Annotated in this window: 27 protein-coding genes; all 27 read left to right on the top strand. The window is 29.9% G+C overall.

The annotated features are described in order from the left end of the window. The first annotated feature begins 283 nt into the window (after positions 1-283). The 27 genes from DK442_RS04585 (at position 284) to DK442_RS04440 (ending at position 26767) form a co-directional block, all read left to right on the top strand. Positions 284-1330 carry a M14 family metallopeptidase gene (locus DK442_RS04585; RefSeq protein ID WP_109434679.1) on the top strand — a complete coding sequence of 349 codons (1047 nt, stop codon included), beginning with the start codon at positions 284-286 and terminating at the stop codon, positions 1328-1330. Positions 1331-1422: 92 nt separating this feature from the next. Next, on the top strand, positions 1423-2916 hold the full coding sequence (locus DK442_RS04580) for a serine hydrolase (protein ID WP_109434678.1): 1494 nt from the start codon (positions 1423-1425) through the stop codon (positions 2914-2916). A 76-nt stretch (positions 2917-2992) separates the two neighbouring features. Further along, positions 2993-4054: a serine hydrolase gene (locus tag DK442_RS04575; protein ID WP_109434677.1), complete on the top strand. Its 1062-nt coding sequence runs from the start codon at positions 2993-2995 to the stop codon at positions 4052-4054. 236 nt (positions 4055-4290) lie between these two features. Next, complete coding sequence (locus DK442_RS04570) at positions 4291-4671, top strand: VOC family protein (protein ID WP_109434676.1); 381 nt, start codon at positions 4291-4293, stop codon at positions 4669-4671. A gap of 139 nt (positions 4672-4810) precedes the next feature. Continuing rightward, positions 4811-5656, top strand: a complete 846-nt coding sequence (locus DK442_RS04565) for a hypothetical protein (protein WP_109434675.1) — start codon at positions 4811-4813, stop codon at positions 5654-5656. Between the two features lie 83 nt (positions 5657-5739). After that, positions 5740-6177: a DUF1801 domain-containing protein gene (locus DK442_RS04560; RefSeq protein ID WP_109434674.1), complete on the top strand. Its 438-nt coding sequence runs from the start codon at positions 5740-5742 to the stop codon at positions 6175-6177. 216 nt (positions 6178-6393) lie between these two features. Next, the gene (locus DK442_RS04555; protein ID WP_109434673.1) at positions 6394-6963 is read left to right on the top strand and encodes a nucleotidyltransferase family protein; all 570 of its coding nucleotides are present in this window, start codon (positions 6394-6396) and stop codon (positions 6961-6963) included. A 94-nt stretch (positions 6964-7057) separates the two neighbouring features. Further along, on the top strand, positions 7058-7651 hold the full coding sequence (locus DK442_RS04550; RefSeq protein WP_200825085.1) for a Crp/Fnr family transcriptional regulator: 594 nt from the start codon (positions 7058-7060) through the stop codon (positions 7649-7651). Between the two features lie 161 nt (positions 7652-7812). Then, the gene (locus tag DK442_RS04545; protein WP_160114048.1) at positions 7813-8118 is read left to right on the top strand and encodes a hypothetical protein; all 306 of its coding nucleotides are present in this window, start codon (positions 7813-7815) and stop codon (positions 8116-8118) included. 167 nt (positions 8119-8285) lie between these two features. Beyond that, on the top strand, positions 8286-9140 hold the full coding sequence (locus DK442_RS04540; RefSeq protein ID WP_109434670.1) for a Sir2 family NAD-dependent protein deacetylase: 855 nt from the start codon (positions 8286-8288) through the stop codon (positions 9138-9140). 418 nt (positions 9141-9558) lie between these two features. Then, positions 9559-10047 (top strand): LytTR family DNA-binding domain-containing protein, encoded by a 489-nt coding sequence (locus DK442_RS28100; RefSeq protein ID WP_160114047.1) that lies wholly within the window; start codon positions 9559-9561, stop codon positions 10045-10047. 115 nt (positions 10048-10162) lie between these two features. Continuing rightward, a complete protein-coding gene (locus DK442_RS04530; RefSeq protein WP_109434668.1) occupies positions 10163-10813 on the top strand; it encodes a CPBP family intramembrane glutamic endopeptidase in 651 nt (216 codons plus the stop codon). A gap of 289 nt (positions 10814-11102) precedes the next feature. Continuing rightward, on the top strand, positions 11103-11849 hold the full coding sequence (locus DK442_RS04525; RefSeq protein WP_109434667.1) for a hypothetical protein: 747 nt from the start codon (positions 11103-11105) through the stop codon (positions 11847-11849). Positions 11850-12160: 311 nt separating this feature from the next. After that, positions 12161-12541 carry a nuclear transport factor 2 family protein gene (locus tag DK442_RS04515; RefSeq protein WP_109434665.1) on the top strand — a complete coding sequence of 127 codons (381 nt, stop codon included), beginning with the start codon at positions 12161-12163 and terminating at the stop codon, positions 12539-12541. Between the two features lie 266 nt (positions 12542-12807). After that, on the top strand, positions 12808-13203 hold the full coding sequence (locus DK442_RS04510; protein ID WP_109434664.1) for a nuclear transport factor 2 family protein: 396 nt from the start codon (positions 12808-12810) through the stop codon (positions 13201-13203). Positions 13204-13308: 105 nt separating this feature from the next. After that, entirely contained in the window at positions 13309-13902 is a 594-nt protein-coding gene (locus DK442_RS04505) for a Crp/Fnr family transcriptional regulator (RefSeq protein WP_109434663.1), read from the top strand. Between the two features lie 107 nt (positions 13903-14009). Further along, entirely contained in the window at positions 14010-14600 is a 591-nt protein-coding gene (locus DK442_RS04500) for a hypothetical protein (RefSeq protein ID WP_235010904.1), read from the top strand. A 22-nt stretch (positions 14601-14622) separates the two neighbouring features. Beyond that, positions 14623-15078: a DoxX family protein gene (locus DK442_RS04495; protein ID WP_109434661.1), complete on the top strand. Its 456-nt coding sequence runs from the start codon at positions 14623-14625 to the stop codon at positions 15076-15078. Between the two features lie 2 nt (positions 15079-15080). After that, entirely contained in the window at positions 15081-15626 is a 546-nt protein-coding gene (locus DK442_RS04490; protein ID WP_109434660.1) for an NADPH-dependent FMN reductase, read from the top strand. 452 nt (positions 15627-16078) lie between these two features. Next, on the top strand, positions 16079-17440 hold the full coding sequence (locus DK442_RS04480) for a DKNYY domain-containing protein (RefSeq protein WP_109434659.1): 1362 nt from the start codon (positions 16079-16081) through the stop codon (positions 17438-17440). Between the two features lie 262 nt (positions 17441-17702). After that, positions 17703-18524, top strand: coding sequence for a DUF5694 domain-containing protein (locus tag DK442_RS04475; protein ID WP_109434658.1), 822 nt, complete (start codon positions 17703-17705; stop codon positions 18522-18524). 168 nt (positions 18525-18692) lie between these two features. After that, entirely contained in the window at positions 18693-19604 is a 912-nt protein-coding gene (locus DK442_RS04470) for a hypothetical protein (RefSeq protein WP_109434657.1), read from the top strand. Positions 19605-19700: 96 nt separating this feature from the next. Continuing rightward, positions 19701-20366 (top strand): hypothetical protein, encoded by a 666-nt coding sequence (locus DK442_RS04465; protein WP_109434656.1) that lies wholly within the window; start codon positions 19701-19703, stop codon positions 20364-20366. A 389-nt stretch (positions 20367-20755) separates the two neighbouring features. Then, on the top strand, positions 20756-21133 hold the full coding sequence (locus DK442_RS04460) for a DUF2200 domain-containing protein (protein ID WP_109434655.1): 378 nt from the start codon (positions 20756-20758) through the stop codon (positions 21131-21133). 443 nt (positions 21134-21576) lie between these two features. After that, entirely contained in the window at positions 21577-24771 is a 3195-nt protein-coding gene (locus DK442_RS04455; RefSeq protein WP_109434654.1) for an AsmA-like C-terminal region-containing protein, read from the top strand. 647 nt (positions 24772-25418) lie between these two features. Continuing rightward, on the top strand, positions 25419-26150 hold the full coding sequence (locus DK442_RS04445) for an SDR family oxidoreductase (RefSeq protein WP_109434652.1): 732 nt from the start codon (positions 25419-25421) through the stop codon (positions 26148-26150). Positions 26151-26263: 113 nt separating this feature from the next. After that, entirely contained in the window at positions 26264-26767 is a 504-nt protein-coding gene (locus DK442_RS04440) for a DinB family protein (protein WP_109434651.1), read from the top strand. Positions 26768-26770 lie beyond the last annotated feature (3 nt).

The following is a 26770-nucleotide window of genomic DNA, read 5'->3' as shown; positions in this document are numbered from 1 at the left end:
CTTAGTAGGAAAAGAGAAGGGATTATCAATGTTGACGAACTGCAATGTTCTACGTGTATATTAATCTTATTCCTCTCTTTTGTTCTTTCTGATTAAACCTTAAAATTAAGAGATTGTAAACTTAAGACGTGTATAATTAATTGCTTTGGCTCATTGCTTATTTGGAAAATTCCTTCCGAATTTTCCTGCGTTCGTTTTTGTTTACTAAATTAGTTCCTTAATCACGCAACTAATCATACACAAACACACGTTAGCAAAAATCTTGAATAAAATTTAAAATTAAATGAGAAGAATACCCTTATCGTTTTTGTTTTTTTTTATCATGCAATTTGTCGTAGCACAAAATGCTTTTCAAAAAGCTTTTAATTCCAAAACTAGATCTACAAAAGAAAACATTCGCATAGAATTTTATGATGATATAGAAAATTCTGGACACTTACCTATTTCCATTATAAAAGGTAAAGTTGAAGGACCAGTTTTCACCATTGTTGCTGGTGTTCACGGTTACGAATATCCGCCAATTATTGCAACGCAAAAATTACTTAAAGAAATCAAAGCAGAGGAGCTTAAAGGAACATTAATTATCATTCCAATTGCCAATATTGCTTCTTTTTACACACGAACACCTTTTATTAATCCCCAGGATCAGAAAAATTTAAACAATGCCTTTCCCGGAAAAAAGAATGGTAGCATTACCGAACAAATAGCATATTTTATTACTACAAATATTATTCCTGTAAGCGATGTTTTTTTAGATGTTCATGGTGGAGATGCTTGCGAGGACCTTATCCCCTTTGTATGCTATTATAACAATGTAAAAAAACCAGATCAAACTGCGTTAGCGAAGAAACTTTCTGAAAATAGCGGATTTGAATATGTTGTTTCCTATCCCTATACAATTTCAGATACTGAACCAGCCAAATATACTTTTAAACAAGCGGTACAAGACGGAAAAACAGCTCTAAGTATTGAATGTGGTAAATTGGGAAATGTACAGAAAGAGAATGTCAATTTGATAAAAAAAGGGGTATATAATATGCTTAAAACTATGGGTATGTACTCTAATGGAACTGGAGCTCATAAAAATATTATCTATCGCAATAGTCAGACATATATAAGTTCTAGTGTAAATGGTATTTTTCATAGCAAATATAAAGCTGGAGATAAGGTAAATAAAAATGACGTTGTTGGTTATACTACTGACGAATTTGGCAGCGTTCTGGAAGAATACAGAGCATCTAACGATGGTATTATTTTGTATATGCTTGCTACGCCACCAATAAATATTGATGATACCGTAATGTGTATTAGTAGTTATTTAGAACACTAAACTTTTGCTAACAATTTGTATAATGTATATGCATCTTCGGGATTCAAACACACCATACAAGAAACATTGTAAGAAATTTGAATAAATACTTTATGAATAAATTTCTATTAATTTTAACTTCTGCTATTCTATTATTTAGTTGTAAAACAAATTCAAACTCTGATACTGAAAAGACTTTAAATTCTATCGTGTACTCAATGGACGAAATTGCAAAATTGATTTTGGAAAACCCTGAAATCAATTCTGTTTCAATCGGAGTTTATAAGGATGATAAAACATATACGAATTATTACGGTGAAGTTGATAAAGGAAAAGACAACAAAGCGAATGACAACTCAATTTTTGAAATCGCATCTGTAACAAAAACATTTACTGCCTATATAACTGCACAAGCAGTATTAGATGGAAAATTAAGTTTAGATGATGATATTAGAAAATACCTGGAAGGTTCTTATGATAATCTAGAGTTAGATCGTCGCCCTATTATAATTAAAGATATATTAACTCATACAACCGGAATTAAGCGGGAGCTCTATTCTAAAACTTTGTCGAAAATGTTTTCAATAGATGCCACGGAACGTGAACGAAAAGCAATTTCTGAATACGATAAGACAGATTTTATTGAGGATTTAAATAACTATAATTTAGAAATTATTCCAGGAAAAGAGTTTGATTATTCGGGTTTTGTCGCACCTGAGATATTAGCAATGATTTTGGAAAAAACATATCAAAAATCATATGCAGAACTCTTGGAGGAATTTATTCTTGAAAAGGCTAAAATGAGCAATACTTCAATGCATATAAGCGATGATGACAAAAAATATGTTTTGAACGGATATACCAATAATAATCAAATAGTAAAACCATTGCAAATGCCATTGACTGGTGCTGGTGGTGGCTTAAAATCCACAGTTCCTGATATGCTAAAGTACATAGGGTTTCTTCTAAAAGGTAACAATCCGGTAGTTAAAGAAATGAGAAAACCTCTATTTTATGATGAAAAAGAAGGTGATGAATACGGGTATTTTTGGATGGTAGATGGTGATGATCTTATGATGCATAATGGTGGAACAGGTGGAAGCGTTAATTGGCTGATTTTATTGCCTAAAATTAATAGTGGATTTACCGTTTCGTTTAATTATAATGGCAATAATGCTAATGATTTAATAAATAATGCAGCTTCGCTTCTTATCACAGATCTTATAAATTATCCTACAAAAAATGCTTATTATCTAATTAGGAATTACATCCATAAAACTCCTGATAATTGGATAGAAAAATACCAACGATTAAAAAGAGAACATAGTAAAGAATATAATTTTGATGATGGTTCTATGTTAAACGATTTGGGGTATGAATTATTAAGGCTAAACAAAACTAAAGAAGCAATACAGGTTTTTCAATTGTTGGTTTCTGAATTTCCTAACTCTGCTAATGCTTATGATAGTTTAGGAGAAGGGTATTTCCTGAATAAACAATACAACCTTTCTTTAGCTAATTATAAAAAATCTCTTGAATTTAACCCAGAAAATAAGAATGGAATTGAGATGATTCAAAAGATTGAAGAAATAAAAAACAATGAATAAAACTATCTACAACAAGGTGTATATATAGTTCATATTCTTAGGAATACGTACCAGACACTAACCGTTATCTCCAGTTATGAAAAAACAAATAAAAATACAATATTCATTTATAGCTTTATTACTCTTAAGTCTTAGCTGTAAAGGGCAACAATCAACAAACGACAAGATTATAGAATTAAAAAAAATTATTGCCTCTGATAAATACCCCAATATCGATGGTATCGTTGTCGCCAAAGACGATAAAATAATTATCGAAGAATATTTTAACGGTTTTGAAAAAGACAGTTTGCACGATACACGTTCTTCATTCAAATCAGTTACAAGTTTACTCGCAGGAATAGCAATTGACAAAGGACTCTTCAAAGTAGAAAACAAGATAGAAGAGTTTATACCAGAATGGAAGAATGACCCAAGAGGGAAAATTACTATTAAAAACCTGTTAGAGATGAAATCAGGCTTGGCGTGTGAAGGCTTTTTTGGTATCGGACCTGATTGTGAATCTGATATGTGGGAAACGGAAGACTGGCTGAGTTATATCCTTAATATTCCATTAAGACATAATCCTGGGTTAAATTGGGCCTACACTTCAATGGAACCTGAACTTGTTGGTATTATTATTTCAAGAACAAGTGGTATGACATTAATGGAATTTGCCAAAACGCACTTATTTACGCCATTAGGCATAGAAAATTACAAATGGTATATAACTCCAAATGGCAGAGGATATGCTGCTGGATCTTTTAATATGAAACCGATCGATATGTTGAAAATTGCTCAATTGGTTTTGAACAAAGGAAATTGGGGAGAACAACAGATTGTTAGTGAGAAATGGATAGATGAATCAACTAATTGTAAGATAGATGTAGAAATGTCCTTTGTACGTTTTGCCCAAACACAGAATGCAAAATATACAACTGCTAACTATGGCTATTTGTGGTATCGAGAATTACTGCAATATAATGACATTAAAACTGAAGCTCTATTTGCTTCTGGAAATGGTGGGCAATATATGATAATACTAGAGGATTATAATACAGCTATTGCTTTCACGGGTAGTAATTATGGAAATTGGAGAGGTAAATTACCATTTGAAATTATATTAAAATATTTAATTCCAATATTGGAAGAAAAAAAATAAAGCAGATAACAATGGGATAAGTAATTGTTTTGGCAAGTACTTATTTGGAAAATTTCGAAGGAATTTTATCTGGCTTGTGAATGTTTACTAAATTAGTTACTTCAAGCACGCAACTAACCATACATAAACCATTGTGGTAATTAAAAGAATAATCAACACGACATGAGAATAGAAGGAGACATTTGATTAAATACATGAAATGAATATACTTCAGTAATCAATTAGAAAACAATAAGATGACAAAGAAATACAATCCAGTTGTTTATTTTGAAATTCCAGTTACGGACATTGATAGAGCAATTAAATTTTATAAATCTGTATTTAACTTCACATTTGAAAGAGAAGTAATTGACAAAAATGAAATGGCTTTGTTTCCATTTTTGGACGAAAACGCTGGAATTTCAGGAGCATTAGCAAAAGGAAAAACCTACAAACCGACAAATGATGGAGTTGTGATTTACTTTAAAATCGAAAACATAGACAAGACTTTAAGAATGTCGATTGAAAGTGGTGGACAATTGTTGTATCCAAAAACATCAAATGGAGACTTAGGTTTTGTCGCGGAATTTGAAGATAGTGAAGGAAATAGAATTGCCTTACATCAATCATCAAATTGATGAGGGAAGAAAAAAACAATCACTAACATTATGCATGAAAGATGGCAATTTTAGTGCTACAACAAAAGAATAAGCATCTATCAAAAGTTAGTATCCTTTTTAAATGCTACCTTTCATCCACTTATCATTACCATCAATTATGAAAAACATCCTCCTAATATTAATAATTCTTTTTTCAAATCAAGCTTTTAGCCAAAAAAAGTTAGACGACGATATTGATAAAGGAATAGATTTATATCAAGACGGAAAAGAAAATGAAGCTTTAAAAATCTGGAAAAAGATTGAGAAAAAAGCAGATAATCCTTCATCGACTTATGGAACGACTTTAGGAAATATACTATACTATTATATAAAAAAGGATGATGAAAAAAATATACTGACTTACTATCAAAAAATAATTGATTCTGATTTAAACGATAAAGACACAAATAACGAAATCGGGAAACCTTATAAGAATTATCGTTACCACGCAACTATGCAATTAGCAAGCTATTATGGAAAAAAAGGAGAATTTGAAAAAGGTTTAAAATATGTTGAAAAAGCTGATAATAAAATTGTATTTGAGACAACTTCATTAACCTCTTTTATTTTTCAAAAAGTAGATTTAGCATTTTGGAAATATCGATTTTTAAATGATTTAGGACAAAAAGACAAGGCTGTTTCAAAGTTAATTGAGCGAGCATTTGAATATGATTATAAATCAATGTATCCAGATTGGGCAACAGTTTCGCCAAGTAATGATGAAACCGAATTAGCAGAAATGATATGTTCTAAATTTGATGATTTGAAAAACCTGAAATCTCAAATTGACAATGGAATTGAAAACCTGACTTTTGACAAACAAAAGAGACTAATAAAATTAAAAGTCAACGAAATCGATTACGAAATAAACTTATATTCTGAATTGAATGACGAGGAAAAATGTAAGTCATATCTTAAAGACTCATTCTTTTATAAATATTTGAGTGAAAAAATGAAAAACTAAATTGGTGATCACAATTTGTATAATGCATATGCACACTGTAAGATGCAAACACACCATATATAATTAACAAATACAATCATCGAATGGCAAAGAACAAAACAACTGTTACTGAAATTGATGTATTCGATTTTATCAATTCTTATGTTGAAAACGAGCAAAAGAAATCGGATAGTCTTGAACTCATAAAACTAATGAGCAAATGGTCTAGTTTTAAACCAAAGATGTGGGGACCAACTATTATTGGCTTTGGCAGTTATCACTATAAATATGCCAGTGGTCACGAGGGAGATGCACCAATGCTAGGATTCTCGCCAAGAAAAGCGCAGTTTTCATTCTACATATATTCTAAAACTGACAAGAGTGATCAGTTATTGAAAGATTTTGGCAAATTTAAAATGGGGAAAGCTTGTATATATGTTAAAAAACTTGCTGACATTGAAATTTCAATCTTAGAACAAATCTGTAAGGAAACAATCGCATATCTGAATAAGAATCATGAATGTGGAGCTTGCAGAAATTAATAACGACTCGGCAACAATGGTAATAATTAATTGCTTCAGGTTGGTAAGTGCCAATCGGAGTATTATCCTAATATTACTCACTCTATACCTTTTTGCTATCTTTGGTACCTTAAGCAACTACTCATAGCCGAGACGTTGCCCACAATTTGTATAATGTATATGCACACTGTGGGATCCAAACACATCATACAAGAGACGTTGTAATTAATTTGAAAAATGCAAAAATTAGAAAACAAACTAATAGAAATCATTGAAAGTGATGTATGGATGATTAATATTTTAAAAATAGTTGGAAATTTAAACTTAAATGATTGTTGGATTGGAGCTGGTTTTGTAAGAAACAAAGTTTGGGATGAAAAACATGGAAAAACTAGAACTCAACTTAATGATATTGATGTTATATATTTTGACAAATCAAATCCAAGTAAAAAATGTGATTTAGAAATAGAAAACAAGCTAAGAAAATTTAATTCGAATCTCAATTGGTCTGTTAAAAATCAATCAAGAATGCATACTAGAAATGGACACAACCAATATACTAATTGTAATCAGGCAATTGCTTTTTGGCCTGAAACCGCAACTTCAATAGCTGTAAGACTGAATTTTGAAAACAAAATTGAATATATTGCACCTTATGGTTTAGAAGACTTATTTAATCTTTTGGTGAGACCAACACCAAAATTTGATTTAACTATTTACAATGCTAGAATAGAAAACAAAAGATGGAAAGAGATATGGAGCAAATTAGAAATAGAAACTGAATATAACGATAGATTTGATAAGTAGATTCATTACTGTTTAATTCAAAACCTTTACTTTATGCTACCTGTTGCATATCTATCGTAATATCTAATAAAAAACATTATAAAAAAATTAAAGATTGAGATCTACTAAAATACAACATCTTCTAAATTATTTTGACAATTATTGGGCAGTTGAAGAATCAACCATAAAAATGCTTGATGATTGTGTAAATGAAAGAAAACTTAAAAGAAAAGAAAATATCTTAACAGAAGGAGAAAATTGTAATCACTTAACTTTTGTGGTAAGTGGAATTTTAAAGATTTATCACATTGACAAAAAAGGATACCAACACAACCTTCAGTTTGCTTCCGAAAATAATTGGCTAACAGATTTTAGTAGTTTATATAATAACGTTCCTAGTGAACTTTACATTGAGGCTATAAAGCCTTCTATCATTCTGCAAATAAAGAAAGAAGACCTTTTTAACTTATATGACAACTCCCCCCTTTTTGATAGGAATATGAGAATTATTACAGAAAATGCTTTTATTGAGCAACAAAAGAGAGTTCTTCAACATATAGGTTCTACTGCATATGAAAGATACCTCTACTTTCTTGAAAAATATCCAAGTATATCGAACCGCATCTCAAATGTACAAATTGCTTCATATATCGGTGTGACTCCTGAATTTTTAAGTACAATTCGAAAAAAAACAGCTATTGAAGGATAGTTTTCTTAAACTATCTTATTGTTCTAATTAAAAATGCCTAAGTAGCTTTGTCATTAATAATTCTTAATTAAATGACAAATATGAATACCTCTAGATTAATTATAGTAATAATTCTTTTTGTATTCATTAGCTCTTGTACAATTAAAACAAATAATTCAAAAATGATAGTAGAAATTACAACTTACAAAACAGCAGAAAATGTAACTCACGAAGAGCTTTTATTAGCTTCAAAGGTATTTAACAAAGATTATTGCTCTAAATGTAAAGGTCTAGTAAGTAGACAATTTTTAAAAACAGAAGACAGTTACATGGATATCTTTGTTTGGAAAAGTAAGGAAGACGTTGAGAAAGTCCATAAAACATTTATGCAAGACGAGAACGCAATGAAATTTGCTAGTTTGACTGACTCAAATAGTTTAACAATGAAAAACTATGAAATACTTGAAACTTCTGACTTTAACAATTAAGTCATTACAATAGCTAAAAAAACTACCGCCAACAATGTATAAAAATAATAGCGGTTCGGGTTTACACCCGAACCTTTTTTGTTTTATTCAGTATCTTGCCATCAGAAAAATAGGCGCATTTAATTCCGCTATTACTTTTATACTAAATGTTGGTAATAATTAGTTGAATGATCGAAAAAAGAATCATAGAACGAATTGAATACTGTTTAAAGAATTATAAAAAGATTTCTTTTCTAGTAGGAGCCGGAATTTCAGCAGAAAGCGGAATTCCTACTTTTCGAGGAAAAGATGGCTACTGGTCATCTGGTTCTAAAAACTACAAAGCTCAAGAAATTGGGACAAAAAAAATCTTTAATGTAGCTTCTCATGAAGTTTTGAAATTCTATCTCTATAGAAAATCCATTACTGAATTTGCTAAACCCAATCAAAGTCACTTTATGCTTAAAGAGATAGAATCTTTACTAAATGACAACTTTGCCTTGATTTCACAAAATGTAGATAGTTTACATAAAAAAGCTGGTAATTCTGACGATAGGACATACTTGATACATGGAGATCACGATTTTATGAGATGTGGAGATGAATGTTCAAGTGAATTATATCCATTTCCAAATGGAATAAAATTAAAAGAAAGGCAAAAAGACCAACTGACAGAAACTGAAATTGAACTTTTAAAGTGTCATAAATGCAAAGAAGATCTAAGACCACATGTATTATGGTTTGATGAATATTACAATGAAAAGTTTTTTAAAAAGAATTCTGTATTGAGAATTTCAAAAGAAACAGGATTGTTATTCATTATTGGAACATCTGGCGAAACTACATTACCACAAGTAATTGCTAAAAATGTTTTAGCCAAAAGTGGAATGGTTGTCGAAATAAATATTGCGGATAGTTATTTTTCGGAATTGTTAAAAGATAAAAAGAATGGAATTATAATTAGGTCTGAAAGTAGTCCATTCTTGACGGAATTAAAAAAAGAAATAGAAAAACAGGTGGTGACACTGTATAACAAATCATAGCTCCCTTTGGCAAGCTATGCTTGTTATACTAACCATTACCCGTAAACTTAAAAAACCAAGACGATAGATTATTTTTTTAATGAAAACAATACTTAATTCTTTTAAAAAACATCTTAGCTTTTCAAATTTTTGGGTTAGAAATGGCTTTATACTTCTAATAATTTCTATTTTATCAAACCACCTTTTTACACCAGAAAATTTCCCGTTTAATAAAAATTACAAATTTCCTCTATTTCCAATTGTTGCATCAATAATTACAGGAATTATAATAATTCTCATCGCTCGGTTTAATTTCAAATATTTTAAAAACAAATACTTCGCTAAAAACATTAACACGCGAATACTATTACGTTTTCTGTTTTCAACTTTAGGTTATATTACTATACTATATATCTTTTTATATTATAGTTTGAATGGTTTGATAAATGGAATTGAATCGTACAGTATTTATAATTTACTAAAGGGACTTTCAGTTTCCCTACTCATATGTACTCTAGGAATTTCGCTTTTATTTTCAATTGATATTTATAAGCTTCACAAACTTCTCTCCATAAAAGGGATACTTAAAGTCGAACAAGGGGGTAAAATAACCTTAGTTAAGTATCCTGAAATTGCCTATATATGTAGTGAAAACAAAATAGTATCTATTATAAAAACTGATGGAACTACAGTTCTTACAGATTTCACACTAAATGAAGTTGAAAGTAAAATTAGTGAACAAAGTTTTTATAGAGCAAATAGACAAATTATTCTTCATATCCATTCTATTGAACAAGTACAATCAATAGAAAACGGAAAGTTATCTGTATTACTCAAACCTACAATTTCTAACAAAAAAGCTTTTCAAATAAATATTAGTAGGTATAAAAAACAAGAATTTATGAACTGGTTTAAGGGTAAGCTATAAAATCCAATGATTATTCAGCTATTATTTTGATACCATTCAGTAAAAACGAGCTGTATATCACCGCTTATCTTGCTTTATCGTTATTACTTCGCTTAAAACAAAAAACGATAAAAAAATGAATAAAAACTTTCTAACTACAAAATTGACACCAATAATCGCTATAGTTCTTTGTTACATTTTATATCTATCAGGATATTTTCAAATAATTATAGCGACTTTAATATTATTAATCGCAAGCGCAATAGAATACAAAAAAGAACTTTTTAGCTCTTTAGGTTTTCAGCGTAAAGGAATAAATATAAAAAATCTATTAATCGTAGCGCCACTATTGGGCATAGCCATCTTCCTATTTTATGGTTATGTGATGATGCCAGGTGTTACCTATCTTACAGGACAACCGATAGATTTTTCAGAATTCGAAATTTATAAAGGAAACTTGCCTGCTACTCTAAATTTACTTGCTCTTATTTGGGTTTCAGCTGCGTTCGGTGAAGAAATTGTATTCAGAGGGTACCTAATGAGACAATTTACTAAGTTTTTTGGATCAAGTAAAATTAGTCTTGCTATTAACATTCTACTATTTGGATTTATTTTTGGATGGATACATGCATATCAAGGAATAAGTGGACAGATTTTATCAGGTATTACTGGTATGATTTTGGCTGTAATTTTTCATATACGAAAAAGCGATTTATGGTTTAATATTGCTGTTCATGGATTTATTGACACTGTTTTTTTAGTATATCTATACTATGGCTGGCTTTAATAATTAAAAAAATAGTATTGGCTATGTATAATAATATATCAGAAAACATAGGGACTTTATGCTTAACCAAAAGATCTTTGTTTTATTTCCAAAGTTACCAAGTATAAAATTTACAGTTTATTTTTATTTCATATCTTGGTAACTATAGTCCTTCGCTGGGCGTTTACGAAAAAAGATAAAAGCAAAATATTTATATTTGATTTATTACCAAAACGAAACGTATCGTTTATTATCTACCCTATGTTGCTTATACGGAACGTTGCCAACAAGCTAAATAAAAATCGTGTAAATGAAACTACTTTCTACTGAAAACTTAAATCTTATACCAAATCCAAGTGAATTAAAAAGGATTTGTAAATCTATTTCAGCTTTAGAAGCAATCATTTCTCCTGAATGGGAATTTAGATATTATTCTTACCAAAAAGATTGGAGCAAAACTGAAGAGTTTTGTGAAATGAGAAACGGACAAGGTGACCAAATGTTGATAGTTTTTGGTGAAAATGGAGTTTGTATAAACGGATTTGCTCACGAAAGCGAGATGAATGGTTGGAAAAATGTATCGATTGAAGAAAAAAAATCTTTTATTGAAAAACTATTTGGCTCAAAAAAAGAGACCAAAACGGAATTAACTCAAGAAATAGCTAACGGAATTCTTAATGGATTACCAAAAACATTTAATGAATTTATATTCGGAGAGCCTGTCAAAAGTATTGGAACAACGTTTTGCATTTGGCAGACTAAAACAGATGAAAATTGGAAAATAGGCAAAATCGAATTACCTAAAGATGAATACAAAGACGGTTCAAGCGATTTACTGCAGTTATTAGATGGAAATCCGATGACTTACAAAAATTGGGCTGAAGAATATTATGAAGAAGAATTTGAAAGTAGAGACCTAAAATTAGAAGTGATAGAAAAAATTTATTCCGGAATTGTTATATCAAAAGATTTAATTCTTGAAATCAATCCAGAGTTTGAGAATTTTGAAAAACTCAAAAGTGATTTGAATGAAATTGGCTATGAAAATGAATTGTAAAAAAAATAAAACGATAAATCACTTCTTACAAACTTTAACTCTCTTAATAATTAAAATAAAAGCTACGCTTAAAAATTTTCAGAAAGAAAATTTAGAATTATTAAAATCTCGTGTATTGAGTTTTAATAAAAACAATATTATTGACAGTAATTACCTATTGTCAACTTCGAGAAAATTGAAAGAGTTTAGATTACATTAGGATAAAAAAACTAACAACAATAGAATATTTTGAAAGTTTCCAAACTTAGTTGACATAAGGCTGTCATATTCCTCCTCTACTTTTGCTTCATTAATTAAAAAATATTAAAGAAATGAATCAAAATGAAATTACAAAAGTGTCTAAAATGTATCCTAAAGCTTTTAAGGAACTGGATACAAATTTAATAGACAAATACTTTGCAAAAGATGCAACCAAAACTGGTTTTATTTACGATTATGAATCCAAAAAATGGCTTGATTTATCTACAGTTGGAATTGACGAAATCAAAAAGTGGGTTTTGACATATAATAAAGAAAAAATTATGCCTAAATCTGAAATTAATTTAGAAATTTTGGATGTTCAGGAGAAAATAGCAGTAGTAAAAATTGATATGTATTGGGCAGAAAATAAAAAAGGATGTGATTATGTATTTCTTGTAAAAGAAGATAGCTCTTGGTATATAGATAAAATCCTTTATCAAAGTGTGCTATAAGTACTATCTAGAGAAAGTATTCAATAATAAAAAAAACAGAGCTCAACAACATATATAAAAAATAGCTCATTAAGTGTAAGACATCAAAGTTTTGCACTTTTTTATTACTTTAGTCTTAACAATGAAAATCTAGCTCATGAATACGCTGCTTTTCTTACGCAAACCCATTGTACGTAAGCGCAAAGCACTTAATCGAAAAAATAATTTATAAAATAACAACTTGTTGAATACAAACTGTAATTAAAATTTTAGTAATTACATGAACGATGAATACTATACAAGCTCAAACAATGAACACAACAGAAAAAAAGGTAATTGAGTTTTTTGGAACTTTTGGAACTGATAAAGATTGGAAATCTTTGCTAGCGAATGAATTGAATTTTACCAGTCCAATAGACAAAGTAAGTGGTAAAGACAAGTTTATCGAACTAGATATTCAATTTAGGCAATTGGTCCAGAAAGCATCAGTCAAATGGATGATTACCAAAGGAGAACATGCTTCTGCGTTAGTGAGTTATGATATGGCATTGCCAACAGGAGATAGCTTAAATATTACCTTTTCAGAAATAATCAAATTAGATGATAATAAAATAACATCAATTGAAGTATTTTTTGATACTGCCAAGTTTTATGAGTTTTTGTCAAAAATGAAAAAAGAATAAGGTAAAATGCCAACACCTAATAATAGCTATAAAAAAGATTAACTAGCTCAAACTAAATCATAGGAATAAGAGCTTACATAAAATAACATTCAAACTAAGCTTGAATTGAACTACAAAGAATCACATACTCTAATACTTAATAATATAGCAAGGTTTATTGATTTAACAGAGCTAGAAAAACAAAAATACCTCTCCTTACTTACAGAAATAAAAGTTAAAAAGAAGGTGTTTTTAATGCAGGCAGGTGATACTACTAAATATGAATATTTTATAATAAAAGGATGTTTAAAGGTCTATACTTTAGATGAAGATGGTGCGCCACACATATCTATGTTTGCTGTAGAGGATTATTGGACTGGAGACCTTGCTAGTTTTATGACCAAAGAGCCGACACCTTATTTTATTAAAGCTACTGAGGATTCAGAATTATTAGGTATCTCTAGGGCTAATTACGATTTACTATTTCAAGAAATACCTAAATTTGAAAGGTTTTATCGTATACTTTATCAAAGATCGCTTGTAAGTTATATAAGGCGCTCTAATTATGGCATATCCTTAACTGCAGAGGAAAGATATATCGAGTTCAAAAAGAAATATCCAAAAATTGTAAATAGAATTACGCAAAAAGATTTAGCGGCCTATATTGGTATTACGCCAGAATTTATGAGCAAAATTATTTCTAAAATCAATAGAATGTAAAAGTCTTAAACTAGTTCATTTTTTTTCATGTGCTCCTGTCGGAATTTTGAAGCATGAAAAAAATAATAATCATTACATCATTTTTCACAATTGGATTTACAAACTATTTGCTAGGACAATTTACGCAAGTAGAACTGCTTTCTGGTTTTGATAAAACAGATTTCACATTACTCTCAAGTTATCCTATTAACAAGGGCAGAACTCTCATTATTAACACACTAGCTTTCTTTCAAAAATTTAAAGATGAAGAAAACCAAGGTTTTGATGAGATTGGTATACAACCAACACTGTTATGGAATATTCATAAGAATATAGCAATTGGTCCCTCCTTTTATTACAACAGTTTTGCTGGTTATTCAGAACGTTTGTCAGCAAAGCTCACAGTTAAAAATTCAAGAGTATTATTTATAATAATTCATACAGTTGCTCATTCTGAGCAAACGAACGTTAGCTATGCAGAAGCATTTACACAGATCCAGTTCAATAAATCTTTAAGTGATAAAGTATCTCTTTGGTTAAATGGTCAGTTTTTAACGATTTGGGACGAATTCAAAACGCATTCTAGAAGTTTTCAACAATTACGTTCTGGTGTATCATTTAATGGACATCAGTTCGGTATTGGTTTGGACTTTGATCAATATGGATCTAAACCTATAGAAAAATCATCTTTCGGCGTGTATTACCGAAAAACTTTATAAACAATTTTAAATCTTAAACATTATGAAAAAATTAGTAAAAAAACTTTTAACTACTCATCCAAATATTGGATTTAGCATTGCGCGATTAACACTTGGTTTGATAATATTTCCGCATAGTGCGCAAAAATTATTTGGGCTCTTTGGAGGTTATGGTTATTCAGCAACTATGGAAACATTAACTATGCAAATGGGTTTACCAAGTGTTGTGGCATTCTCTGTAATAATGATTGAGTTTTTTGGCTCTATTTTCCTAGTCATAGGAATCCTCAGTAGGTTTTGGGCATTATTACTTGCAGGAATGTTCGTAGGTATCATTTTTATTACACAGTTAGAATATGGTTTCTTTATGAATTGGTTCGGAAATCAAGCAGGAGAAGGTTATGAGTATTCTCTTCTAATTATCGGTCTTGCCTTAACCATAGTAATAAATGGTAGTGGAAAATGGTCAATCGATACTCTAATCTCTAAAAAACAATAATCATGAAAAAAATAATCACAATATCAGGAAGTAATAGTCAAAAATCTATCAACGGAAGTTTAATATCCTATACAACTAGTTTATTAAAAAATGTAGAAATTATTTCAATCGACTTAAACGATTATGTTTTGCCTATATATGGAGTTGATTTTGAAACCGAAAATGGTATACCTACCGCTATTAAAAAGCTAGACAAGTTATTTAACGAGGGAGACGGTTTTATCGTATCTCTTGCAGAACATAATGGGTCTTATACTGCGGTATTTAAAAATACTATAGACTGGTTGTCTCGTGTTAATATGAAAATATGGAGAGAAAAACCAATGCTTTTAATGGCAACTTCACCTGGTAGTAGAGGTGGTACAACAGTCCTGCAATCTGCTAAGGCCTATTTCCCGTTCTTAGGAGGTACTATAATTGCAGATTTTTCATTGCCCAATTTCTATGATAATTTTTCAGAAGATGAAATTTCTGATAATGGATTAAAAGAAGAATTGAGTAGAAAAATATTTCTTTTTGAACAGCAATTGAATACTAAATACGTTTAAATAACTATTACTAACAATCTAAAAACAATAGCGGCTTTGGTGCTTAATCAAAACCGCTTTTTTATATTTACATTCAATCTAAATCGAAAAAGAAATAGTTTTAATACCCGCTACTATTCTTATACTAGACTGTTAGACATAATCTGAATTTGAAGAGTTTAAAAGAAGTATTAAATTAATATAGTCTGTTCCCTAACACCCGTGTATAATTAATTGCTTGATAGCAGATATAACGAGTGTCTCGAAAATCCTGACAGGTTTCCTTACTGCTACTGCTGTTCTTTTTTTATATCTTAGTCGCTTACGCAGCTAAATATGCACAAACCGTTGTGCGTAAGCTTGACTCGTCCTTAATAAATGATACCTAATTTTAACATTATATGCAAAAATAGTAAAGTAATCAGACGGCATTCAGAACCTTTTAAACTCAAAACTTTAGACGAAATTACAACATGAAAACTAAAAAAATTGTTATTACTATTACCATATTTTTTTGCTTTATATGTATAATATCAATCGCAGGATTTTTAAATGATAACGTTCCAGATTCTTACTCCATTGACGAAAATGGCGAAAAATTATTTGGTAGATTTATGTATTTTGAAGGCACTATCTATGTATCTATTCCCAGTAGTGGTTATCATCCAATTCCCGAAGCAGATAAAAAAAGCTTTCATTCGATAAGTAACAATTATTACGATACCCATATCGGTATTGATAAAGACAACGTATTTTGTGGTAACCAAATTATTCCAAAAATGAACCCTAAAACAGTACAAGCGTTAGGGAACAATTACTATACTGATGGAAAAACAACTTGCTATTGTAATATAAGCACAGAAATAAATAATAAACTCACTGAGGTTGGGATTCGAGAGCAAATAAATTACGTTTTCTTCAAAGGGGAAAAACCACAAACTTACGTATACCCCTTGATAATGCTCCCCAATAGTGAAACATCATATTATTCTCTTTCGAGTCATTCGTTAGCTACGAATGGAAAACAAGTATTTTATAAAGGTCAAGTAATGTCAAAAGCTAATCCAGAGAATACAACTGCTTTATCATTAAACAATAATAATAGACAGAGTTTTATATACTTTAGAGATGGTAAACATGTTTATTATAAACAAAATCTACTACCTATAATTGATAATAAAGAGATTTATAGTATCCAACTAGATGCGCAAAATGTAAAAAGTTATATTTATAATCCTATAGATGGTATGGTATATATAGATACTATCTCCTTTAGTAAAAAACATAAACCATATCGTATAATCAGTAAATTTGGTTCTCATGTTTATCACTCATTATGGTTAAGTAAAAATGGTGTTTATTTTTACAATACCGAAGAAAGAGAAGTACAAAGAGTAGCAAATAATCCTTTTGCAAATAATGATTTTAAGGAAATAGCTCCACTTGTATTTTCAAATGGGAAAAAGACTTTATTTGTTGATGCTTATGAAAAAAGAAATAATAATAAAAACAATAAAAGTCTTGATAGTAGATATACAGCTATAAATCGTTTGGATAATTTAGATCCCAAACAATCGTGGGAAAAATTAGGAGATATTAATACTTTTGGCTCTGTTTGGAAGCATGGAAAACATTGGTACTATTTTGATAATTTAGGTGAAAGTCAACTTCTTTTTAACACTATTTATAAAATTACAGATCAAGAAACCGCTGAGGGTCTTATAAACACCGATATTTTCGGAAATAAAGTTATACTAAAACTTATTAAAGAGAAAAAACTTACTAAACCCAAATATACAGAAATACTGCAAGCTAAAACAAAATATAACTTTTAGTATAAAATTCTTTAACAGAAAGATTAACTAGAAAAACAACTGCTGACATTGTCTATAAAAATGGTTAGCAAACATTATATATAAAATCAGAGCAATTTAGTGCTAGACCAAGAGGTCATTTACTTTTTGTAAAGGCGCTAGATTTTTATAAATTAAACAAGAAATAAAAATGTGCAGATAAATCGATTGATTCAGGGGTATTTACCTTGCTCTGATTCATATATTCGACGTTGGTAGTAATTAGAACTAAAATACAAATAGTATGAAATCATTTTTAACTTTTATAATTTGCTTTTTGCTTCTTACAGGATGCAATAGAACAAAGGAAAAAGAAGAGAAACAAAAAGTCAATGATAAGCCAAAAATCTCAATTTTAGGGGTGTTTCATTTTGCGGGAACATCAGATTTCTCTTCTGTTCAATTTGAAAGTCTTGAATCTGAAAAAAGACAAATCGAGATTAAAGATATTGTTAAAAAACTTAAAGAATTTAGACCGACTAAAATCATGCTCGAATATCCTTCTGTTGATTCAAAGTATTTAGATAGCTTGTATAATGAAACTCTAAATGATAATCGTGATTTCACTATTAATGAAATAGAGCAGTTGGGATTTAGGTTAGCAAAAGAGTTAAATCATAATCGAGTTTATTCTATAGACTATAAGCTAAATTTACCATTTGATGAACTTATAGAATTTGCCGAAAATAATGATAAAAGAAGATATGAAAATATGATTGCTTCGATCAAAGCACAAGACAAAAAAGAATCTGATTTTTTAGCTAAAAATTCTATGCTGGATTATCTTATCTACCGGAACTCAGATAAAGAAGATATTAGAAATAAAGATCAATACTTAAATCAAACAGCAAAATTCGTAAATGACTCAAACTACATTGGAGCAAAATTCGTATCCAAATGGTGGGAACGTAATATTTATATGATGACTAATATTGACCGATGGATTACCCCAGATGATAGAGTTTTAGTTATAGTAGGAGCCGCTCACAGAGCTGTAATAAAAGACTTCTATGAGGACAGAACTGACATAGAATATGTAGAAATTACGAATTATTTAAAAAAATAAAACTATCGACAACAATAGCAATAAGTAATTGCTTGTTCTCACCTATTTTGAAAAATGCCCGTAGATTTTTAGCTTAGTCTGTACTTGCAAAGTTATGTACTCAACTACAAAACTACTCATAGCCATAACGTCATAACCAATTTAAAACAGACTGCACTGCCAAAGAAAATGATAAAAATATTCAATCTAAAAAATAAGTCATCTGATATCATTATTCGCATCGAAAATGATCAACTTTCTATCGACGAAAATGTTCTTGAATTCCCAATGGATTGGAAAGAACTTAAAAAATGTTTTGGAGAACCAACAGAAATTAAGAGAAATGGAATTTATTGGAAAGATATAGGGATAAGTACAAATCCGCATGGTAATGGTCAAACAAATCACTTATCTCTGCATACCGACTATAATCCAATGGAAGTAAGTTCAAAATCTGAACAAAAACCATTTTTTAAAGGTAAAATAGTTGTTGATGGCATTGAAATCAATAAAAGTCATTTTGAAAATATCACAATGCGAAAATATGAGGTAAAGCACTTTACATATACTGGAAAAAAAAGTCCTTGCCTAATTGATATTTTTTACAATCAAATTTTTGACAAGGGTTTTGTTAAGCCTAAACCGACAAAAGATAAGTATACCATTGAGAAGTTAGAGGAAGAACAAATTGAATTTAGTGATTTTGGTTTTAAATTATCGGTGATTCAAGAATTGATGTATAATAAAGAACTTTTGAAACCTAAATTTGATTTGAATGAATTTGTAGAATTATACGACCAAAGAGAAATCAATATAGAAGAAGAAGGATACGAACCAATACCTGAAGTAACTGAATATTTTAAGAATTTGCCTATACCTAAAAAATTGGCAACTGAAATAACAGAAATTTATCAAGATGGAGGAAATGATATTTATATGCAACTTTTAAGATTCGGAGAAGGTTGGGAAGATTATTGGGATATAGAAAACACTGAAGATGCAACACAGTTTCCTAATTTGAAAAAAGCAATATTATGTTATGCAAAGGATAATGTAATTGAGGAGTTGAATAATATGGGAATTAAGGCTGAATGGCTATAATTAATATGTGGGTTGATACTTAATCAAAAGCTCACTACTTTTAATTCATTTACTAATCATAACCAGGACGTTGTCGCAAATTAAAAACAGATTGAAGTGAAGAAAATTTTAATCATTGTATTTTTATTATTTTATGGAAAATCTTTTGCTCAATATAAATTTGATTTTTCTAATTTAAGTATTTCAGAGTCAAAAGTCGACTCTATAAATTACTATTATAATAAAGTCCTGAAAAGTAAGAGAGAAGAAAAGAAAAAACTTGAAAAACAATTTTTTCAATCATTACCTAACAATCATACTGAAATGAGTCATGCTATGTATATAGATTCTTCTAAAAAGTTAATTGAGTATGAGGAAAATAAACATAAAAAGAATTATATCCCAAAATCATATATCATAAACCCTTGGGTAAAACATTTAAGTTCTATGGATTACAATGACAAAAAAGAATACTATAGAAAATATTTTAACATCTGTATTGGAGGGAAATATGGAGCCGATTATATGCAAGACGGTTTTGAGATATACAAAAGATTTCTTGTAGATACCGAACAGGCTTCTATTGAGATGAACAAATTAAATGATGAGCAAATAGAAAGTATTTTTTGGTTTATTTTTGACGAAACACACCCCGAACATAATGAAAAGAAAATTTCTTTATACAATCAAATGATGGGGAAAATTAAAAAGTATAATTCTCGAATAGCATATTTACTTGAAAAAAGTTATAATCGAGTTCTATCTGCTAAAAAAGGGCATTAATATCGATAAAAAAACGTACTACAACCATATATATAAGATCATAGCAGCTAAATAACTAAGTGGATGATCTGGTTATTTTAGAGTGGCGTAGTACTTTCAATAAAGAAAAATTAGTAACCAATGAACAAAAAATTGAAAAATCACACTCCCGAATTTCTCAATTTTTGCGGAATGAATCTTTGAGCAGAATTAAAAGCTAAACGAAATCGTTAGCTGAATAAACTCTGCCCACTCGAGGAATATCAACACCTCATAAAATTAATTGCTAGCTCTAACTAAAATCCCCATGGATTCTCTATTCGGTTTGTATTTGTTAAATTAGTTGCTAAAACATAGCATAAAATTATACACAAACACGGTAACATCAATTAGTTAAAAATCCAGTAAAAATGAAAGTTACAGCCGAAAAAAATGAAAAGGTTGCCAATATGATATTTGCATCCATTTATCCATTATACCTAAATAGATTAGAGAAAAATGGTAGAACAAAAGAAGAACTCAACCAAGTAATTAAATGGTTTACTGGTTTTGATCAAGATGCTTTACAAGCACTTATAGATGAAAAAGCAACTTTTAGAACATTTTTTCAAAAAGCCGAAATAAATCCAAACGCGCACTTAATTAAAGGAGTCGTTTGTGGTTATAGAATTGAAGAAATAGAGGATGAATTTGAATTGTATAAACAATGTAGACGTATGGAAAAGCTGATTGATGAGTTGGCAAGAGGTCGTAAAATGGAGAAAATTATGCGAGAAGAAAAGAAATAATATCAAAAGAATGGAATATATTATTGGTTTTTTGATGATTGGCATTCTTGGTGGATTGTTAATCTATAAAATAACAAAAAGAAAAAAATATGTAATCATATTTTCAATAATTATTCTACTAATGTTCCTTCTTCCTTGGATTCTATTGTTTTTAGCGTTTTCAACTGGAGCAGAATTTCCGGACTAAAACTTTTTATTGGCATCTAATTATAAATTAAGTTTGAAAACTAAAAACACAGATATTTATTTTTCTAAATTAAATGTATAGATCGGTGTTGTTAGGAAGAATGGCTTTAAATATTCTAAATTATTAAAAGCTTTAAAATATATAATCAATAAATACGGTCGGCCAAAAACTAAATCGTATTCTAAAATAAGATTTTTTCATACTAATTCGTTACTTTTAAGGTCAAACACCTTTTCTAACCCTAAAGATATCTACTTTGAAAATTAAAAAATTCTGGAAACGAATTTTACTAGTACTGATTTTAGTTCCTATTTTATCAGTAGGAGGCCTAATGCTATATATTCAGAGTAACCAATCTGAAATTATAAAAGAGGAGATTGCAAAACTAAACAAAGAACACAAAGGACTTATTAGTGTTGGCAAAAGTGAATTATCTCTTTTTAGCAACTTTCCATACATCTCTATAAAAGTATATGATGTAAAAATTTTAGAAACCAAAGAAGATAATGCATCAGTCATAATGGATGTAAAAGACATATATATAGGTTTTAATCTATGGGATATGGTGAAAGGAAATTATGATATTCAGTCTTTAGTAATAGAAGAAGGCGTTTTTAATATTGTGATTCATGAAAATAACACGACGAATATTCAAAATTCCTTAGCAAGTACTTCTGAAACAGAAACACCTTCTACCAATATTCATCTAAAAAAAATCAGATTTAAAAGTCTTGATATCCATACCTTAGATGAAGCCACAAATACAGATGTCGAAAAATTCATGTATGCTGGCACAGGTGGTTTTAGCCAAAAAGATAGTATCATTGCTGGGCATATAGATACTCATTTTGAGTTAAATGTAATCAAAGATGGAGACACTACCTTTATACATAATAAACATTTTGAAGTAAGTACTGATGTAGTATTTAATGAATATACAGGAATTCTTGACATACAACCTTCGAGTATTGTCATGGAAAATGGAGATTTTGAGTTAGAAGGTTCCATAGATACAAAGAATGATGTAGATCTTGACCTTTCTATAAAAGGAACAAAGCCCAATTTTGATATGCTGATTGCTTTTGCTCCAACAGATGTCATACCGGTATTAGAGAAATATAGAAATGCTGGCGAAATCTATTTTAATGCCAATATCCAGGGACCCGCTAACAAAGGAAACAGACCTTTTATCAAAGCCAATTTTGGAGCTGGTAAAGCCTTTTTAGAAAATACTAAAAAAGCAAAAAAAATAGATAATATGGGCTTCAACGGTCATTTCACTAACGGAGAAAATAGAGATGCAAGTACCATGGAATTTTCTCTAACTGATATGACTGCTTCTTTAGAAAAAGGAGAATTTAAAGGTTCTATTTTTGTAAAGAATTTTGAATCCCCAGAAGTGAACATGCAAATAAACTCGAATTTCAATCTCGATTTTATTGCAGACTTTTTTGAACTAGAGCAAGTACAAGATGCGTCAGGACAAGTTTCGCTGAAAATGAATTTTCACGATATTATTGATATTGACAACCCCGAAAAGGCATTGCAAAAACTCAATCAAGCGTACTTTACAGAATTGATCGTAAAAGACTTGAGTTTAGTCGCCAAAGAACTTCCTGCTCCCCTGCACGATTTGAATGTGCATTTAGTAATGGATGGCAAGAAAGCGACCCTGAACCAGTTTGAACTATTGATAGGAAATTCGGATCTATCAGTAAGTGGTTTTTTTTCAGACTTACCTTCAATTATACATCATACTAACATTCCTGTAGAAGCTCATTTGGATATTTCCTCCAAGTACTTAGATATTGCCCAATTAACAGGTTTTTCAAAACAAGATACTACCCAAACCGGTTTTGATGAACAAATAAAAAACCTAAGCTTGGGGTTTTCTTTTAAAGCTTCTGCAAAAGATTTTACAGAATCAGAGTTTTTACCCAAAGGTGAATTTTTTATCGATAGCTTATATGCTGACTTGGAACATTATCCGCATAAACTACATGATTTTCATGCCGATATGTTAATAAATGACAAAGACTTAGAAATAATAGATTTTACAGGGTATATAGATGATAGTGATTTTCATTTTGACGGGCTAATACATGATTATGCTTTTTGGATGCAACCCCAACTTAACGGAGATGTAGATTTAGATATCAATCTCACCTCTAAAAAGTTAAGACTGGAAGATGTCTTTTCCTATAAGGGAGAAAATTATGTTCCAAAAGAATATCGACATGAAGCGTTTGATGATTTGGCATTACATTTTGCCTCTAGTATGCATTATAAAGATTCTGCATTACATTCTATAGATCTGGCTTTAGATAAGTTAGATACAAAAATGAAATTGCATCCACTTCGCTTTGACCATTTTAGAGGAAACATACATTATGAAGAGGAACATTTGGTGATAAAAGATTTTCATGGAGAAATAGGAACCACCAATTTTAATTTCGATTTAAATTATTATTTGGGAGAAGATCAGAAAATAAAGAAAAGAGATAATTATTTCGAATTAAAGGCAAATTATATCGACTTTGATGCGCTTTTCAATTTCGATTTAAGTCCCAAAAAATCAACAGAAGTTGTTACTTCAAAGACTGCAGATGTAAAAGAACATGCAGATGCCTTCAATTTATATGAGTTGCCATTTACGGATATGCAATTTAAAGTAGATATCGCTCACTTTATTTACCATAGAATAGATCTTCAAAACATCAAAGCAGATTTAAGAACAACACTCAACCATTACATTTATATAGATACCTTAAATATGGATGCTGCAGGAGGAAATATTCGATTAAGTGGATATTTTAATGGTAGCGATCCAAAACATATCTATATGCAGCCGGATTTAGTTATGAATAATGTTGATTTGGATAAATTGCTGTTCAAATTCGAAAATTTTGGGCAAGACCATCTTGTTTCCGAAAATTTACAAGGGAAACTCACCTCCAGAATTAAGGGTAAGATTAGAGTATACCCAGATATGGTACCAGACCTGGATCAATCTACTATAGAAATGGATGTAAAAGTATTAAATGGAAGATTAAAAAATTACGATCCAATGCTGGCCCTTTCAGATTATATGGGAGCTAAAAACTTACAAAACATTCGGTTTGACACCTTACAAAACAGCTTGGATATCAAGAAAGGAAAAATTAATATTCCCTCTATGACGATCGAATCTACTTTGGGCCATATGGAATTGTCTGGTACACATGATAATAATCAAAATATCGATTATTATTTACGTATTCCTTTGAAAACTGTCAGAAAAGCTGCCTGGCAAAAAATATTTGGAAACAAAAAGGATGCTGCTATTAATGAAGAGCAAGAAGACGAGATTGTAGAAATAGATCCTAACAAAAAAATAAAGTATCTCAATCTAAAGATCAAAGGGAATATAGATGATTATAAGGTTTCATTAGGTAAGAAAAAAGAAAAGTAACATCAGATTTTGAATATTTTACTGGAAGATGAACTCTTGATATTGTTGAAATCTAAACCGACTCTATACCAATATGGGAATTCATACCGAATGATTATAAAAAAAAGGATTTTAGGATACTTTTAGAAGTATAGAACATAATTTTTAGAATTACAATACTATTAATTGTCTGTTTATTTTTTTCTTGTAAAGAAAAAAATAAACAACCCGAAGAAACAAAAAAATGTAATATCTGAGAACACAAAACAAAAAATATCCACACAGAATACTACATATTATTATGTTGTAGAAAATGGCACTATTTTATATAATGACATAAATATTGACTACAGCTCTAAAAAAATAGATACCCTAACTTTTTAGAACCCGTCGAGATTCTTAAAAGACTTAAAACATACAGTTAGTTATGGTGGCTTCTATAACCGCAAAGATTTAAAGGGATACATCTGTAAAATCAAAACCTTAAACGGAAAAGTGGGATTCATTTTTAATGAACGTTTAAAAACTTATGATGAATTATCTAAACGTTTAAATATGAATGGATTTGACAAAAAAAGTATTATTGAAGACGGAAAAACATATATTCAGCAAGTTTTGGATTTTAGACGAGTAGCATCAGTCTTAATTTTGCATAAAAACATAAAAATATGCAAACCTTAAAAAACAAAGTAGTTCTCATTACAGGAGCAAACAGAGGAATAGGAAAATCACTTGTTAAAGCATCATTGCAAAAAGGAGCTAGTAAAATCTATGCTACTTGCCGAGATTTGGGCAAAATGCCAAACTTTGAAGACAATAGAGTAATTACACTTGAACTTGATATAACTAATGAACACCAAATAACTAAAGTAGTTAAGCAAGCATCAGATACGCAAGTCCTTATTAACAATGCCGGTATTTTAAATCCAGGGACTATTTTGGATGGAGAAATAAGTACTATCAAAAAAGATATGGATGTCAATTATTATGGTACTCTAAATATGATGAGAGCGTTTGCTTCTACTTTAGATCAAAATTCACCTTCAACATTAGTTAATCTTACATCAATTGTAGCGTATTCACCATTGCCCTCTATTGCAGGATATTCAGCTTCAAAAGCTGCTCTACTTTCAGCCACCTATTCTGTACGAATCGAATTAGCTAAAAGAGGAATAACGGTTCATGCAGTAAACCCAGGAGCAATCGATACTGATATGAATAAAGGAAGTGATTGGGACATGCCCTCGCCAGATAGTGTTGCCAAAACAATCCTTGATAAAGTAGAAAATGAAGAACTGGATATTATCCCAGAAGATATAGGACTTGAAATGTTTAACACATGGAAAGAAAACCCAAAAAATTTGGCAAAAATGTTTCATAAAATCTATCATGAAGAATAAAATGTACAAACACACAACAATTTGTATATTGCATAAGCACTCTTTGTGATACAAATATAACAGGAAAGAGAGGCTATAAGAAACAATACAAAATTGGAAAAATTTCAAGAACTATGGAATATAAACCAGAAGACGGATTTCCTTATTATTACAGTTTGGTTAAAGATGATGGTTTATATTCCCTTTTTTCTTCACCTTCTACTCTTACATTTTTAAAATCAATCGATGAAGAAAAGGGTAATTATAGTTATTCATCAGGCAAATGGACTATAAAACAAGTTGTTGGGCATATAACTGATCATGAAAGAATTAAAATGTTTAGGGCATTTCAACTTAGTCGAAAAGAAACAGTTGAATTATGGGGCTATGACCAAAACTTACTCGTTAGCAATGCTAGATTTGAAGAGTTAAGAATGAAACAATTAATTACAGACATTTCAAGTGTTAGAAAAGCATCAGTAAGTTTCATCAACACATTATCTGAGAAACAATTGAAAATTAAAGGAATGGCGCAAGAACATCAAGTTACACTTGAAGAATTTCTTAAATCGATTATTGGCCATGAAAGGCATCATATAAATATTATTAAAGAAAAATACTTTAAGGAATTAGAATAAAAC

Source organism: Aquimarina sp. AU119 (genome assembly GCF_900312735.1).
GTDB classification, from domain to species: domain Bacteria; phylum Bacteroidota; class Bacteroidia; order Flavobacteriales; family Flavobacteriaceae; genus Aquimarina; species Aquimarina algiphila.
Note: the sequence above shows the minus strand (reverse complement) of the source record. Positions and strands in the feature narration are given on the sequence as shown.